Consider the following 15,153-nt stretch of genomic DNA (forward strand, 5'->3'; position numbering starts at 1 on the left):
TAGATTGAGAATTGTGAGCAAAAAATCAAAGGATCCCTACTATAAAAGGGAGAAAGAAAAATACGAGGTTCCTATCCCCAGCCGTGAGTTTATTATGCAGGTTCTGGAGGAATACGGACGCCCTATGACGCGTCAGCAGCTATTAACCCGGCTGGCTGTAGAGGATGAAAATGAACAGGAAGTTCTTGGCTATCGCTTAAAAGCGATGCTGCGTGATGGTCAGATTATGCAAGACCGCCGCAATCGTTTTTGCCTTCTGAAACGCATTAATCTCCAGCGTGGAACTGTCCAGGGACATCCGGATGGTTTTGGGTTTTTTATCCCCGATGATGGCAGCGATGATTTTGTATTATCCGCCACGGAAATGCGCGCAGTGATGCATGGCGACGTAGTGTTAGCCTTCCAGTCCGGTTTTGATCGGCGTGGTCGTCCGGAGGGGCAAATCCATGAAGTGATTGAACATGGGAATCTTAGCGTAGTTGGTAAATTTTTTACCGAACATGGCGTAGGCTTTGTCATACCTGATAACAAGCGTCTTACTCAGGATATCGCTATTCCGCTGGGCTTTTCCGCTGAGGCCAAAAATGGTCAGATGGTTCTGGCTGAAATCATCGCTTTTCCTTCCAAACGAAATCAGGCAATTGGTAAAATAGTTCATATCCTTGGGGATCATATGGCCCCGGGAATGGAAATAGAAGTGGCTATCCATGCGCACGCTATCCCTGCCGAATGGCCCTCCGAAGTACAGTCAGAGATGACTCGTGTTCCGCAAAGCGTCACCGAGGATCAGATAAAAGGACGAACCGATTTAAGGGATCTGCCCTTTGTCACTATTGACGGTGAAGATGCCCGGGATTTTGATGACGCAGTGTATTGCTATAAGAAGCCCAAAGGGGGATTCCAGCTCTATGTGGCTATTGCCGACGTGAGTCATTATGTAAAAGTAGGTTCAGCACTGGATCAGGAGGCATCCAGACGGGGTAATTCAGTCTATTTTCCCGGTAAAGTGGTGCCGATGCTCCCGGAAGCCTTATCGAATGGAATCTGTTCATTAAATCCCCATCAGGATCGCCTGTGCATGGTGGCGGAGATGGCCATCAGTTCTGAAGGAAGAATTACTCGCTCCCGCTTTTATCGGGCAGTTTTTCATTCTCACGCAAGACTCACCTATAATCAGGTGGGTGACTGGCTTGAGCAGGGAAATGCGGATGAGACTCACCAGCCGCTGTGGCCGATGCTGGAAAATCTGTATGATCTGTATCGGGTGCTGCTTAAAGCCCGAAAATTACGGGGTGCGATGGATTTTGAAACCACCGAAACCAAAATTGAGTTTGATGACAAGCGCAAAATAAAGAAAATAGTACCGGTGGTCCGCAATGATGCTCATCGATTAATTGAGGAGTGCATGCTGGCAGCCAACGTGGCAACTGCCCGTTTTCTCGAAAAAGCAGAAATACCCGCTCTCTATCGTGTGCATGAGGTGCCTGAAGAAGACAAAATAACTGCTTTGAGGCAATTTCTGGGAGAGCTCGGTCTGCGTTTGGAGGGTGGAAAAAAGCCAAGCCCCAAAGATTTTCAGAAAACCCTGTCAATGATCCATGACAAGCATGAGCGGCACCTTATTGAAACTGTAATGCTGCGCTCCTTAAAACAGGCGCAGTATCGTGAGGATAATGAAGGGCATTTTGGATTGGCTTATCCTGCCTATACGCATTTCACTTCTCCCATCCGCCGGTATCCGGATTTGTTGATTCACCGCGCAATAGGGCATTTACTGGATAAAAAGGATTCTGATTCATTCGGCTATTCCCACGATGAGATGAATAAATTAGGCAAGCATTGCTCGATGACGGAAAGAAGAGCTGATGAAGCCACCCGAGAAGTGGTTTCCTGGTTAAAATGTGAGTATATGCAGGACAAACTGGGTCAGACTTTCCATGGAACCATTTCTGCGGTTACCGGTTTTGGAATTTTTGTGGAACTGGATGAAATCTACGTCGAAGGCCTGGTGCATGTAACGTCTCTTCGTAATGATTATTATTCTTTTGACGCAGTAAAACATCGGCTGGTAGGCGAGCGGACGAATCAGACCTATCGCCTGGGTGATAAAATGACGGTTCTGGTTGCCCGTGTTGATCTGGATGAACGCAAGATTGACTTTGAACCTGTCGATGAGGAAAAGAAGAATGGCTGATCAAATGGTTTATGGTCTCCATGCGGTGACCGCTTTACTAAAAAAACCTCATCGCCCTGTACATAAATTGCTGCTAAGCCAGGAACGTCAGGATCAGCGCATGCAGCAGCTGGTCAAATTGGCCGAAGAGGCAGGAATTCCAATGGAATTCCTTTCAGTGCAAAAGATGAAGCAACAATATCCTGACCTGGCGCACCAGGGTGTGCTGGCGATTACAGGCAGGTTGCCTGAATATGTTGAGAGTGATTTGGCGCATATGGTAGCGGTTTGCAAAAAGCCGCCTTTAATCCTCATTCTCGATAGCGTTACTGATCCTCATAATCTGGGGGCCTGTTTGCGTACGGCTGATGCGGCTGGTGTGGATTTTGTTATTATTCCTAAAGACAAGAGCGCGGGGATTACTCCTGTGGTCAGTAAGGTAGCCTGCGGCGCCGCTGAATCCATTCCTGTAGTCAAAGTGACCAACCTGGTGCGTGCGATGGAAATCATCAAACAGGAAGGCGTATGGCTCTATGGAGCCGCCGGCGAGGCTCAGGAAAGCATCTATCAACTTGAGTTAACCTCTTCTGTTGCGCTGGTGATGGGTGCTGAAGGCAGTGGTTTACGGCGATTGACCCGCGAGCATTGTGATGGTCTTTTTTCGCTGCCAATGCTTGGTAGTGTTGAAAGTCTGAATGTTTCCGTGGCTGCCGCGGTTTCATTATATGAAGCGGTACGCCAAAGGCTCGCTTAATCTCTTCCTTAATATCCTCTCTCCTCTCAGGGGAGAGAGTTAGAGAGAGGGGTTTAAAATCAACCCTCACCCTGGCCCTCTCCCAACTTGGGAGAGGGGATTTGCTCTTCTTCTTTGCTCAAGCGCGCAATGAGCATGCTGCTGACCGTATTTCCCGTAACGTTTAATAATGTCGCTGGCGGATCAATGATGATACTAATTGCCGCAATCGCAATGAGCACCGAAGGAGGAAAGCCATAAACATTCAGGATAAGCAGCTCCCCCAGCATGCCGCCGCTGGGGATGGCCCCCATCACTGTTCCTACCAGTAAAGAGACGCCTAGCGCGGTTAGTAGGACGCTGCCCGTGTCAAAGTTCAATTGAAAAATAGTCAGCAGAAAGGCAATTTTAAACATGCCGCCAATGACGGAGCCGTCCTTATGAACGAGAGAACCCAGAGGGATCGTAGTTTCTGAAATATCAGCAGGGATCCCCATTCGACGAGTGGCCGCCAGATTGGCAGGAATACTGGCAGCGCTGCTGCAGGTAGCGAGGCTGGTGATTGCGGGTAGAAAAATATGTCTCCAATAGGTTGAAACGCCTGTCTTTCCCCCCGCCAGAAAGGCATAAAAGCTATAAAAGAGAGTGAAATAGGTAAGGGCGGCAATGTAGTAAGTGACGGCAATATGAAAGTAAGTTTCGATAATCTCATGACCAAGCTCACTTACCAGGGTGGCAGAATAGGCAAAGAAACCCAGCGGTGCCAAATACATGATGAATGAAAAAATCCGCATGAACAGCGTCTCGCCAATCTGTAGCAGCGTGATAAAAGGCTCATATTTTTCTTTAGCCTCAGCGCAGGCAATGCCCACTAACAAGGAAAAGAGGATAAGAGAAAGCAGGTGTTGATGGGAAAGCAATTGAAAAAACTCAGGAACAGTAAAAATGCTCACCACCTGCTGCCCCAATTTAATTGATTCCATTTGGGCTGGGTTATTCATCAGTAAGTTTGATAAGCCTTCCAGAGGAAACAGCTTCACAACCGCTAAGGCATACAGGGCTGCAATAAAGCTGGTACATAAAAAAACTAAAGCCATATAACTCATTATTTTTTTCAGACGTGTCAGGGATCCCAGGCGAGATATTGCCGATGTGATGCTGAAAAAAACCAGCGGAACAATGGCGGTAAATAATAAATTAAGAAAAATATCACCTACAGGTTTGAGATACTTCACTTCTTGCTTAAAAAAATAAGCAAAAACGCCCCCCAGAATAAATGCCAGAATTAATATTAAAGAAAACAGATAGGAGTTCAGAAATCGCTTCACTATAAACCTCTTTTTAGCAGTGCTGGCAACATCTTACACCGACAAACGAATTGCATGAAACAAAGAAGTATTTACCAGGGTAAGCTCTCTGCCAAAATCGTATTGATTTTAAACAGGTTATCTGGGCTGGTCTATACTTGCTCATAAGGCCCCCTATTTCACGATCATGAATAAAAATAATTTTGAAACATTAACCAGGATGGTGTTTTTCGAGCAGCTTACTCGAGAAGAACTGGTGTTTCTTGCTGACTACATCAAGGAGCAAGTGTTTTCTCAGGGTAAAACCATCCTGCGTCAGGGACGCATGGGGGGGGATTTGTATCTGATTGGAGATGGACTGGTATCCGTATGGATTGCTTTACCAGGGGATTACACTAAAGAAGCCACCACTTTGCAGCCAGGTCAATGTTTTGGTGAGGTGTCCTTTCTGGCTCACGCCCCATTTACGGCCAATATTATTGCCGAGGTAGATACCTTCTGCTTTATTTTATCCCAGGATGTACTTTTAATGCTGAGAGTAGCGGCTCCGCAAATTGCGTATAAAATTGAAAAAGCGATTGCTTACCAAACCGCTGAGAAGATTGTCGCCAATTTTTATCACATGCGTGAATTGTTCCGTCAGCTGCCAGAAGAATACTGGGCTAGTGCCCATGCCAGACGATTAGCAGATCCAAAGGCCAGTAGTGAAGAGCTGACTTTAAAGGATTTGGATTTAGAGCATGTTCGGCACATGAATTTTTTTCAGGATATGAACAAAGAGCAGTTTGGATTTCTGATAAAACAGATGGCCATTCGCAGTTATGATCGAGGTTATCGCTTTATCACTGACGATTCAGACAATCGCCGTCTGGCTTTGATTTATTCGGGAGCTGTGATGCTTTTCTTCAAAGAAGAGGACAAATTGCAGAAATCACTTGCGGTATTTGGAGTTGGCGAGATATTCATGGAAAATTTCTTTCTTGCCGAATTCAGAAAGCACGCCAATTACGTCATCTGTGAAAAAAGTATTGTTCTGGAACTCGATGATACCGACTATCTTAACTTGCAAAAAACGCATCCCGAAATTTTTTATAAAATAAGCCAGTATATTCATCGGGGTATCGCCCGTTCGGTTTATATAGTCAATAGACAATTTATCCGAATCGATACCGAATATCATCATTTGTTGAAGTGAGGGCATTATGTGCAGGGTACTCATTTACCTGGGACAACAGGAAACCCCGATTTATGATTTGCTTTATGGGCCGGATAATTCACTGGCGCATCAAAGCTATGCCCCTCAGTTAATGCATCATATTCAGAATTTGGCAGGCTTGGGCTTTTGTGCCTGGTCTTCGAACTCGTATAATGATAGGGAGCCTTTTTATTACAAAACCACGCAATTGCCTTTTTTTGACAAAAACCTGCATCGATTATCAAAAAAGATATCGGCCAGTTGCTTTCTCGGGCATGTAAGAGGCGTTGCATACAGCACTGATGAGACCGTATCCGAGCAGAATGTTCACCCGTTTAAGTTGGACAATACTCAACTTGCTCTGGCTCATAATGGTACTTTGGAACATATATCGGTAATGAAGCAGGTGCTCACCCAACGAATCAGACCGGATGTATTTTCGCAGATCAGAGGAACTACTGATAGTGAATGGATCTATGCCTTATTTCTATCTCAACTTAAAGATTACACGGCGGATGTTTCGCTCGATGAAGCCTGGGAATCACTGATTGAGACATTAAGAATTCTTCGTGAAGTGCGACAGCTTTGCAAAATTGAGCTGGCGTCACCGGTTAATCTGTTTGTGACTAATGGAAAATATCTGATTGTAACCCGTTTTGTTTATGATTTTGGCCGTAACACCAGACAGGTACAAAAAGCCTTTCTTGAATATCACAGTTTATGGGTCACCTTTGGTGAGCAGTACGGTGTGTATGATGGGGTATATAAAATGCATGGTTTCAATAAGCGAAATAATATTTTATTCGCTTCAGAGCCCTTAACCAATGATAGAACAACCTGGATAGAACTTCCGGAATACTCAATTACCAAGGCATGGATTGAAAATGGCGAAGTCATTTTCAGAACGCATGATTTACTGGTTTAGAGTTCTTGCAGGTTTTTAAGGAGGAACAGAATGTTGGTTTTCTTACTGAGAACAGTATCCCTGGTGTTGCTTTTAGTTCGAGTGGCATTATTCGCCGCTATTCTGTTATTTTTGATTCCCTATCTGAAACAATGGAAGCCTGAGTGGGCGAACAATCAATATGTTGCCGCGCTTGAAAAAATTGAGCAGCCGATTTCAAAACCAGTTGATTCAGTGATTACCAAGGTAGTTCCTCCTAACAAGGAACATGACTTGACTGGTTTAATTAAAATCATCGTATTTTTGATTTTGTTATCCAATATAAAATACCTGCACAAACGCATTAAACGCTACTCTTATTATCTCAAGCAGAAAAAAGATTTGCTTGCCTGGCGAAGCCAGAACAAAATTGCTCGAAATAGTAGTTTATATCTTGCATTGGAAGAAAAACTCGAGCAGATTAATAGTACTAAAAACAAGAGAGTTTCCAGGAAACTGTATCAGGAGTTCATGGCTCTTAAAAAGAAACTGGAGGCAATGTCGAGATATTTCGCGTTTTTGTCCATCGATGTGGTGAATTCTACCGGCATGAAAACGAAAGAAGATCGCTCCCTTATTCAGCTCGATTTTTTACGATTTAAAAAAATGGTGCAGAAAAATCTCGATGAAAATGGCTGTGTGAAATCTGCCTGGACTCCGGATGGCGTTATGGCTTGTTTTAACACGGTGGATAATGCAGTGAATGCTGCGCAGGCTTCTATAATTCAATTAGAGCACTTTAATGAAAAGGTTAAGCAGATTTCCAGAGATTTCGCGGTACGTTGCGGGATTCACGCCGGGGTGATTTATTATGATGAGCGTTTGCCCCTGGAGGAGATAACTGATCAGGTTATTGACATAGCAGGGCATATGCAAAAACATGCTGAGCCAGGCACCATTGCTATCTCAAAGACCTCAATAAAACCATCCGAGGACACCAGCGGTTTTGTGAGCAATGGGAAAACGGTCGATGATTATGAAGTGTATCAATGGAGTGCGAAAAAGGGGCAATCGACAAGCGCCTTCGCTGCAAATGGAGCTGACTTCCCTCCATAAAGTAACAGTTGGAATAACAGGTAGGCAAATATGTCACTAAAGATGACTTTTCTGGGAACAGGCTCTGCATTTACGGTGGGAAGTAATAATTTTCAATCCAATGTATTGCTTCAATTAAATGGAGAAAGTCTTCTAATTGACGCCGGTTCTGATGTCAGATTTGCCTTGTATGATTTAAAGATCGATTACCATGATATCCGCAGCGTTTATATCAGTCATTTGCATAGTGATCACATTGGTGGACTGGAGTGGTTTGCTTTAAGTACTTTTTTCGATGCGCGATATCAGGGCAAGCCCAACCTGTTTGTTTCTGATAGCGTTGTGGGCGATCTGTGGTCAAAATCCCTGGCAGGGGGCTTAAGCACTTTACCCAATCAGCGAGCCAGTTTACAGACTTATTTCAATGTTCACTCGATCAACAAATATGGAACGTTTGTCTGGGAGGGAATCACGTTCAAATTAATACAAATGATCCACGTATTTAATGATTATTCTCTAATGCCTTGTTTTGGATTGATGTTTGAATACAATTCGACAAAAATTTTCTTTACTGCTGATACCCAGTATGTGCCTGATCAGATGATGCTTTTTTATAAAGAAGCGGATGTTATTTTTCATGATTGCGAAACACAGAATTTTCCCAGTGGTGTGCATGCTCATTATAGGGAGCTGGTAACTATTCCTCCGGAACTTAAAAAGAAAATCTGGTTGTATCATTACAATCCCGGCCAATTACCGGATGCCAAAAAAGATGGATTTTTGGGGTTCGTGGCCAGAGGCCAATCCTTTATTTTCTGACGTTAATTAATTGTAACTCCCCAGGTTGTGGATCGTCTCAACGTCATCCTGAACGCAGTGAAGGATCTCCTGAATCTGGCTCAGTTCTAAGCAGTTTGAGATCCTTCGCTACGCTCAGGATGACGAACCTGGAGAGTTACAATTAATTTATTATCAGTTGCTAATAATTTCTTAAGTTTTTTTTTCTATAATTAGGATAATGTTTCAAAGGTTTGTCCTTATTATGCCTCCTATATTGCCCGTTTTTGATGGTTATGACAAAGAGCCTTCGAGCTCTTCATATCTATTGCAAAACTGGCATTTTCTCAGTGGAAAAAGCGGCGGCGCAAATGACGGCGGGAAGCATGGCGGCTTGTACCAGGTTAAATCAGAAGAGCAGCAAGACGTCTTGGTGTATCTAAAAAAAGACCCGCAGGAAGACAAGAATATCTGTGAAGTGTTTGCCAGTCAGCTAATGCGCTTTATTGCAGAGGAAACCGGCGAAAATCCAGACATTATTGCCAATGTGGATTATGTACCGACCCAGAATGAAGGTGTGTACATCGCTTCCAACGTATTCACCGGGTACCGTGATTTATTTTTAGATGCTCATCTTGCCTATAATTTGCCCACAGATAAGCCGCTAAGGGCTCAGGTGCCCAATTGGGAGACCTTACCCAATCAGCGTCCTTCCTATTTTCAGCACGATGAAGCCATCGATGTCATGATTCAATCGGGTCGTTATCGTGATTTAACCGTAGGCCTGGCTCTACGAGCTATTCCAGACGATCCTGATCTGCACTATGAAAATATTGGCGCTGTTCCCATAAAGCGTTCAGGTTCAGAAAATTATCTCCCAATTATTACGAATGGCCGTTATGAAGGTTTCGTACTTTGGACTAAGGTTCCCGACAACTCTAAAGACTATGAAGCAGTAAAAATTGGCTCTCAGATTTATTATAAGCAACAGGTTCATCAATATAATGCTGAGGCCCAGGAGCTACAGCCGGTTGAAGGCATGCCTAATCTCGAAACTCTTTCAGATAAAGTTATTGAATACTGTGTCGAGGCGCAGGGCAAGCTATTCATTATTCCTGCAAAAAATAATACGCGTGCCGCGCATATTGATTTTGGCGGGGCTTTGGGTGATTTCCGTTTGCTCAACCGCCATTTGGATGGAAAAATTCATGTCAATAAGCTCCTGGATTTAATCCGTTACCGTCCTTCGCGTCATGGGCCGCCGGCTTATCATAAAAAATTGCCCGTCGCCTTGACGGAAGGCAATGAATTTTTCCATGTTTTAGCTCGATTCTCAACGGTCGACACAAACAAGTTGAATGATAAAATCACAGCCGAAATCGACAGAGCAATCGATGTCTATAAAGATAAACCCGACATCCTGATTTCATTTGCCAAACGGGTTGGGGCGCCTGTACCAGGAGATGCCAGGAATAATCTTGCCGCATTAGGTGATTCACTAAAGACATTTATTCTGGAGAATATGATTTCAAAACAGGAGCATGCAAAAACTCTGTTTTTAAATCATTTTTGCCGGCTACAGCGCTCCGATCAGGTTAATCTGCTTAATATTCTGCAAGCAGATGTCAGTCGCCTGCCTTTACAGCGTGATCAGATTTTATATTCTTTCTACCAGAATATATGGCAGGAAAATGAAGAGCTGTTTGTCGCTCTGCAACAGATTGATGAACTGATGCTACCCAGTGAAATCTGGACGCAGAAGAATGCCCAGACCCAGGAGCAATTACTGGTCATCGGCACCCGATTGGATGAATTTAAATCTGTTCTTCATAGTCGTTTATGTAATGCTTATTTTAAAGACAATCTTGAAAGTGAATCAAAACGAATTGGTGAAATCGTTGCAGAGACTGCAAAGTTAATGTCGGCTTTCAGGGTACAGTATGACAAAGTCAACGATCCTCGCCTGGCCCCCGAAGTGCGCCTGGCAGCTATTGACGAATTCATTGACTCAGTGAAGAAGTTTGAGAAAGAAACTATCAAACCCAGTGGAAAACAGCAATTTGCCATCGCTGCCAGTGTATTGGTGGGAGCTTTATTGGGAGCTCTTATCGGTGCGGCCGTCGGTTTGGTGACCGGAGCGCTGGTGGGTACTCTGGTAGGGCATGTGGCTGGAGGGCTCGCTGGAGCCAGTGTTGGCGGTGTGGTCGGTGCTGTCAAAGGCGCAGGCCTGGGAACAGCAATTGCGATGGGAGTAGCCGCATTGTTTTTTGGCAGTGCCGCCGCATTTGGCGGAGGGGCCGCAGGACGTACTCTTTTCTTTAGTAAAACGCAGCAAGCTGCTGTCGATTTATCACAAACCACGCAAGCGCTCTTATTTCAGCAAAAGAAAGCAATTCTTGAAAATCTCAAAGAAAAGGAATTCCCGGAAGATCCGATAGTAACGCCTGGTGCCTGAAGGCATTTAATTCGCACTAGGAACGCAGCTCTTCTGCACCTGACTTGACTAGGTATTATGATTGCGTACTCTATATTACTAGTTACAGAGTAATCAAAAAGGGCAGAAATGAAAAATACTCCAATTAGAAAAGCGGTTTTGTATCGAATGGTGATGGAACATCATGTTTGTCCTTACGGCCTTAAAGCGAAAGATTTGTTAAAACGTCAAGGCTATGAAGTTGAAGACAATTATTTAACAACGCGTGAGCAAGTCGATGCCTTTAAGCGCGAACATAATGTAAGCACCACGCCTCAAACGTTCATTAATGGTAAGCGAATAGGTGGTTATGACGATTTGCGAGCATACTTTGGAAAGAAAATAAGAGATCCAAAGGAAAAAAGCTATCGCCCTGTTATTGCACTTTTTGCAGTAACGGCACTCATGGCAATGGCAATGAGTTACGCTAGCTTTACTAATCCGTTTACGCCACATGCCCTGGGCTGGTTTATCGCTTTTAGCATGTCAATCCTTGCTTTGTTGAAACTACAGAATATCGAAAGCTTCTCCACCATGTTTTTAAACTATGATTTATTGGCTAAACGCTGGGTTCCCTACAGTTATATCTATCCATTTGCAGAGGGCCTTGCAGGGATATTAATGATTGCAGGCGCGTTAAACTGGCTTTCTGTTCCAATTGCTTTATTTATTGGAACTGTAGGGGCTGTTTCAGTATTTAAGGCGGTATATATCGACAAACGTGAACTTAAATGCGCCTGTGTGGGTGGTGACAGTAAGGTACCTTTGGGGTTTATTTCGCTCACTGAAAACTTAATGATGATTGGTATGGCTTTATTTATGCTAATTATGTAATTCACCATAAGAAAATCCCCTCTCCCAAGTTTGGGAGAGGCTAGGGTGAGGGTTGATTTTAAACCCTCTCTCTAACTCTCTCCCCTGAGGGGAGAGAGGATTTATAGGAAAAATCCCTTAATGAGTAATCTCCTTCTGGCCCCTGTTTTGCAAAGACTCCCCCAGACAAAGCGCCATAAAGGCGATAAAAAAGTATCCCGACCCTGAGTAAAAAAGCAGGGAGTCAGAGATATTGCCTACCGCAAAAACAAGCAATAACGCAAAAGCTGTGAAGCGATATTCTCTCAAACGATTGGCGGCACTGAGCAGTCCCAGATAAAAGGCAGCAAACAGCAGAATACCTGCCAAACCAAATTCAACAGCAATCAGCCAGTATTGGCTATGGGGTTCCAGTAACCGCCGATCCCAGGAAGGCACTGGCTTGTGAATTTTAAATTCATAAGTAAAGCTTGCGGTTCCATTACCAAATAATGGGTGTTGTTTGAATAATTGTTTGGCGAAGTTATGAAACTGTAAGCGATAGCCTACCGACGTATCTTTATAGGCGTGATAATAATCAAGTTCCGCTTTCACCTGGTGTATACCGAAATTCATTGCCGGGCTTAATTTATAACATACAGCAAATAATGCCAGAATCAGAGTAATCGCTATCAGGGCCTGTTTTCTGCTAAAAAGCTGGCAGGCAAGAGTCGTCATCAAAAGAAAATAAATCACATAGCCGGTGCGGCCTGTGCTTATAAAAAGGACCTGATAAGTACAGAGCAGGTAAACCAGGGCATAGGCATAGCGGGCTGTTGTTTTGCCTTGAAAAAAATAATAAGCGGATAGATAGGCCGCAAAAGACATCATAATGCCGGTCATGATGTGGTTGCGGAAAATCGCATCCGCATTCCCCTGGCCGCCCGGAATGATATTTCTGGATTGTAAAATGGATAAAATGCAGGTTAAAAGCATTCCTGCAAGAAAGGCATGTACCGCTTTTCGGCGGGTGTCCGCTTCCACAAATCCCAGAGTTAATAAAGGCAAATAGACGAATTTACTGTATTTTTCAATAACCAGCCATTTTTCTCCCCAGCTTGCAGGGCTCCAGAAACTGGCCGTCAGTGCCAGAAAAAACAGGGATAGGGCAAGCAGGCTCCAGGGTTTACGAAATATGGCAGCCAGATTATCACGGTAACAGGGAGTAAAAATAATTGAAAGAACAGCCAGTCCCAGGAAGATACTCTTTGCTGTTGAACTTAAGGGTTCAACAAAGAATAAGCCAATCAAAAAAAACGGCGCCAGATTATAGGTCGACAGTCTCTGCCAGGTAGCTTGCAAGGTTTGCATGGATAGTCATTTCCATTGGAAAAGGCTGTATTGTACTCATTTTGAACCGGGAAATCGATAGAGATATTACAAGCCCTCTCTCTCGCTTGATTGACGCTTGCTTGAGAGAGGGCAAAAACTTACTGCAGTGATTGCTGAATCGTCTGAGCTTGTTGCAGGTGCTGACTGACGTGAGCGCGTGTTCTTTCCAAATGAGCGCGCAGCATCGGATTAACAACCTGTTGCATTAATTTATTATCAATCAGCTTTAAAGCGTCTGCATGGCCTTTCACCATTGCAGCTATATAGGCTTTGTCAAAAGCTGGACCATTCAGGCGTTTTAGCCTGGCAAGTTCGACTCGTCCCTTGTATTTTAAAGTCTGAGCGACGGGGCCATTGATTGGAGTAATTCCTGTGCGTTGTGCAACTGTTTCAGTGGTTGACAGGTTAGCACCATGTTCTCTTACCATCATTTGTCCGAAATTCCTGACTGAGGGATTAACCGCTTTTGCTTCTGCGAGCTGTCCTGCTGCTATTTCATTTTGATTTAATGCAATAAGTCCGGCGATTATTTTTCCATCGGTTGTTTTCTGTGCGGCTGTCATTGGAACAGGTGTGCTGTTTTCCAGATAATCTGTTGAATTCATACTACAGGCTGAACTAAAAATAATTGCACTACTGAGTAACGAGAATTTAATAAAGTTTTGCATGATTTGTCCTTGATGATTAATGCAAATATTAAAGCTACCTGATTCTCTGGCAAAAGAATACTAGGGCAATGCACTATTGCCCCAAAGAATCCGGCTAAGGGCTTTCCAAAAGATTTAAATGCTGATCACCTGCTTCTGGTCCAGCAGCTGATTGTGGTTTGCTCAGGCCAGGATGAATGAACTGATTCAGCTTTCCTGCCAAAAGCCACATAATTGCCCCAATAAAGAGGGTCACCACGCCAATTCCAGCAAACACATTGGTGTAAATGTCCAGGGAGGCTATCCCGGGTTTGACATGTTCTGGCAAAGCGGTCAGCGAGGCGACTGATGCGCCGATAAAGCCTGCTACCGAAGAAGTAAGAAACCACATACCCATCACGAAGCCGGCGATTCCGGCAGGCACAAGCTCGGCCACCATTGCCACGCCCAAGGCGGAAACCAGTAGTTCGCCAGTACTCTGGAAGAAATAACTGACAATCAGCCACCAGGATGAAACGATGCCATTACCATCATGAGCGAAGCGGGCAAAGTACAGAAGCCCGAAGCTCACCCCACAGCAGAGCATGCCCAGGGCGAATTTATAGGGTATGGAAAACGATATGCCCTTGTGATGCAATTTGCCATAACCTATTGCCAGCACCGGGCTCATTATAATAATCCAGATAGGATTCAATGCCTGGAAGCTCTGAGGGTCGATACTTAGGCCCAGGAGGCTGGGAACGACATTATTCACGGCAAACAAGTTTAAAGAGGTGGGCATTTGCTGATAGAGGGTAAAAAAGACGATAGCTTCCAGCATAAGAATAAATGCCACCAGCATGCGCATAAACCCGGCTTTTTGTTCGCGGCGCATATAAATAAAATAGATTGCCACGACCAGGGCAGTAACGAGCCACACCAAATCCTTGGCAATATTGACATGCTGCAAGAGGTAGGCGGAGGCTAAGGTGGCAGCAACAATGCTGGCTCCTATAGTGAGCCACTGCCAGAGCGGAATACGTTTAAGCTCCGCTGGTGTATTGATATGCGCCACATGTTTTCTCTGGAAGAAATAATTAGCCAATCCCAATATCAGGCCTATGAAGCTTGCGAAGTAAGCATAGGAATATCCGTAGCGATTGGCAAATACAGGTCCAATAAATAAGGCAACCGTTGAGCCTAAATTGATTGCCATGTAATAAAGTGTGAAGGCTCCATGAAGGCGCGGATCATTTTCCGTATAGCATTTCGCAAGCAGGCTGGAAGGATTGGCTTTGAATAGACCATTTCCCACACAAACCAGGCCCAAAGCCAGAAAAACAGTCTCGCTATCGGCAAGCGCTAATGACAAATAGCCCAGGGAAAGAATAATCAGGCCGAGAATAATAGTGCGCTTCGTGCCTAGCACCTTATCCCCAAGGAAGCCGCCAAAAGCGACCATGCCATAAACCAGGGCAGAAAAGGCACCGAAAGTATAATAAGAATCGGTCTCGTTAAAGCCTAAAAAGCGAATAAAATAAAGTGTTAAAATTCCCTGTACAGTGTAATAACCAAAACGCTCCCAAATCTCCAGCATGAAAATCATATGAAAAGCCCGGGGTTGCTTCCGAAACAGTTTCAGCATGTTGATCAGTCCTTTGCCTAGATTAATTATGTGAGTGGGTTCGGTATTTCATAACGCTATTT

General features: G+C 44.3%; 12 protein-coding genes. 8 read left to right on the forward strand and 4 right to left on the reverse strand.

Annotated features, from left to right (window positions below; all coding sequences use genetic code 11):
* Window positions 1-13: 13 nt before the first annotated feature.
* Window positions 14-2,194, forward strand: a complete 2,181-nt coding sequence (gene rnr / locus LXA66_RS10870) for a ribonuclease R (RefSeq protein ID WP_233013198.1) — start codon at window positions 14-16, stop codon at window positions 2,192-2,194.
* Entirely contained in the window at window positions 2,187-2,927 is a 741-nt protein-coding gene (gene rlmB / locus LXA66_RS10875) for a 23S rRNA (guanosine(2251)-2'-O)-methyltransferase RlmB (RefSeq protein ID WP_233013199.1), read from the forward strand. Before rnr ends, rlmB begins: the two co-directional genes overlap by 8 nt.
* A 59-nt stretch (window positions 2,928-2,986) precedes the next feature.
* Here the strand turns inward: rlmB and LXA66_RS10880 are convergent, their stop codons facing one another.
* The gene (locus LXA66_RS10880; RefSeq protein WP_233013937.1) at window positions 2,987-4,237 is read right to left on the reverse strand and encodes a dicarboxylate/amino acid:cation symporter; all 1,251 of its coding nucleotides are present in this window, start codon (window positions 4,235-4,237) and stop codon (window positions 2,987-2,989) included.
* A gap of 163 nt (window positions 4,238-4,400) precedes the next feature.
* Here LXA66_RS10880 and LXA66_RS10885 point away from each other — a divergent pair, with 163 nt between their 5' ends.
* The 6 genes from LXA66_RS10885 to LXA66_RS10910 all read left to right on the forward strand — a co-directional run bounded on the left by LXA66_RS10885 (window position 4,401) and on the right by LXA66_RS10910 (window position 11,470).
* Window positions 4,401-5,408: a cyclic nucleotide-binding domain-containing protein gene (locus LXA66_RS10885; RefSeq protein WP_233013200.1), complete on the forward strand. Its 1,008-nt coding sequence runs from the start codon at window positions 4,401-4,403 to the stop codon at window positions 5,406-5,408.
* A gap of 7 nt (window positions 5,409-5,415) precedes the next feature.
* A complete protein-coding gene (locus tag LXA66_RS10890; RefSeq protein ID WP_233013201.1) occupies window positions 5,416-6,333 on the forward strand; it encodes a class II glutamine amidotransferase in 918 nt (305 codons plus the stop codon).
* 30 nt (window positions 6,334-6,363) lie between these two features.
* Window positions 6,364-7,407, forward strand: a complete 1,044-nt coding sequence (locus tag LXA66_RS10895; protein ID WP_233013202.1) for a hypothetical protein — start codon at window positions 6,364-6,366, stop codon at window positions 7,405-7,407.
* Between the two features lie 30 nt (window positions 7,408-7,437).
* Window positions 7,438-8,205, forward strand: a complete 768-nt coding sequence (locus tag LXA66_RS10900) for an MBL fold metallo-hydrolase (protein ID WP_233013203.1) — start codon at window positions 7,438-7,440, stop codon at window positions 8,203-8,205.
* Window positions 8,206-8,428: 223 nt separating this feature from the next.
* The gene (locus LXA66_RS10905) at window positions 8,429-10,618 is read left to right on the forward strand and encodes a glycine zipper family protein (RefSeq protein ID WP_233013204.1); all 2,190 of its coding nucleotides are present in this window, start codon (window positions 8,429-8,431) and stop codon (window positions 10,616-10,618) included.
* 108 nt (window positions 10,619-10,726) lie between these two features.
* Window positions 10,727-11,470, forward strand: a complete 744-nt coding sequence (locus LXA66_RS10910; RefSeq protein WP_233013205.1) for a glutaredoxin — start codon at window positions 10,727-10,729, stop codon at window positions 11,468-11,470.
* 117 nt (window positions 11,471-11,587) lie between these two features.
* Here the strand turns inward: LXA66_RS10910 and LXA66_RS10915 are convergent, their stop codons facing one another.
* The 3 genes from LXA66_RS10915 to LXA66_RS10925 form a co-directional block, all read right to left on the reverse strand.
* Entirely contained in the window at window positions 11,588-12,799 is a 1,212-nt protein-coding gene (locus LXA66_RS10915; RefSeq protein ID WP_233013206.1) for an O-antigen ligase, read from the reverse strand.
* Between the two features lie 119 nt (window positions 12,800-12,918).
* The gene (locus tag LXA66_RS10920; protein ID WP_233013207.1) at window positions 12,919-13,488 is read right to left on the reverse strand and encodes a DUF4142 domain-containing protein; all 570 of its coding nucleotides are present in this window, start codon (window positions 13,486-13,488) and stop codon (window positions 12,919-12,921) included.
* A 94-nt stretch (window positions 13,489-13,582) separates the two neighbouring features.
* Window positions 13,583-15,091, reverse strand: coding sequence for an oligopeptide:H+ symporter (locus LXA66_RS10925; protein ID WP_233013208.1), 1,509 nt, complete (start codon window positions 15,089-15,091; stop codon window positions 13,583-13,585).
* Between the last annotated feature and the right edge of the window lie 62 nt (window positions 15,092-15,153).

Source organism: Legionella sp. 16cNR16C, from assembly GCF_021297775.1.
Lineage (GTDB): Bacteria > Pseudomonadota > Gammaproteobacteria > Legionellales > Legionellaceae > Legionella_C > Legionella_C quinlivanii_A.

What these genes read in the sequence shown, in the direction of transcription:
- rlmB (WP_233013199.1), top strand. Translation starts at nt 2,187, where the DNA reads ATGGCTGATCAAATGGTTTATGGTCTCCATGCGGTGACCGCTTTACTA.
- LXA66_RS10885 (WP_233013200.1), top strand. Translation starts at nt 4,401, where the DNA reads ATGAATAAAAATAATTTTGAAACATTAACCAGGATGGTGTTTTTCGAG.
- LXA66_RS10890 (WP_233013201.1), top strand. Translation starts at nt 5,416, where the DNA reads ATGTGCAGGGTACTCATTTACCTGGGACAACAGGAAACCCCGATTTAT.
- LXA66_RS10895 (WP_233013202.1), top strand. Translation starts at nt 6,364, where the DNA reads ATGTTGGTTTTCTTACTGAGAACAGTATCCCTGGTGTTGCTTTTAGTT.
- LXA66_RS10900 (WP_233013203.1), top strand. Translation starts at nt 7,438, where the DNA reads ATGTCACTAAAGATGACTTTTCTGGGAACAGGCTCTGCATTTACGGTG.
- LXA66_RS10905 (WP_233013204.1), top strand. Translation starts at nt 8,429, where the DNA reads ATGCCTCCTATATTGCCCGTTTTTGATGGTTATGACAAAGAGCCTTCG.
- LXA66_RS10910 (WP_233013205.1), top strand. Translation starts at nt 10,727, where the DNA reads ATGAAAAATACTCCAATTAGAAAAGCGGTTTTGTATCGAATGGTGATG.
- LXA66_RS10915 (WP_233013206.1), bottom strand. Translation starts at nt 12,799, where the DNA reads ATGCAAACCTTGCAAGCTACCTGGCAGAGACTGTCGACCTATAATCTG.
- LXA66_RS10920 (WP_233013207.1), bottom strand. Translation starts at nt 13,488, where the DNA reads ATGCAAAACTTTATTAAATTCTCGTTACTCAGTAGTGCAATTATTTTT.
- LXA66_RS10925 (WP_233013208.1), bottom strand. Translation starts at nt 15,091, where the DNA reads ATGCTGAAACTGTTTCGGAAGCAACCCCGGGCTTTTCATATGATTTTC.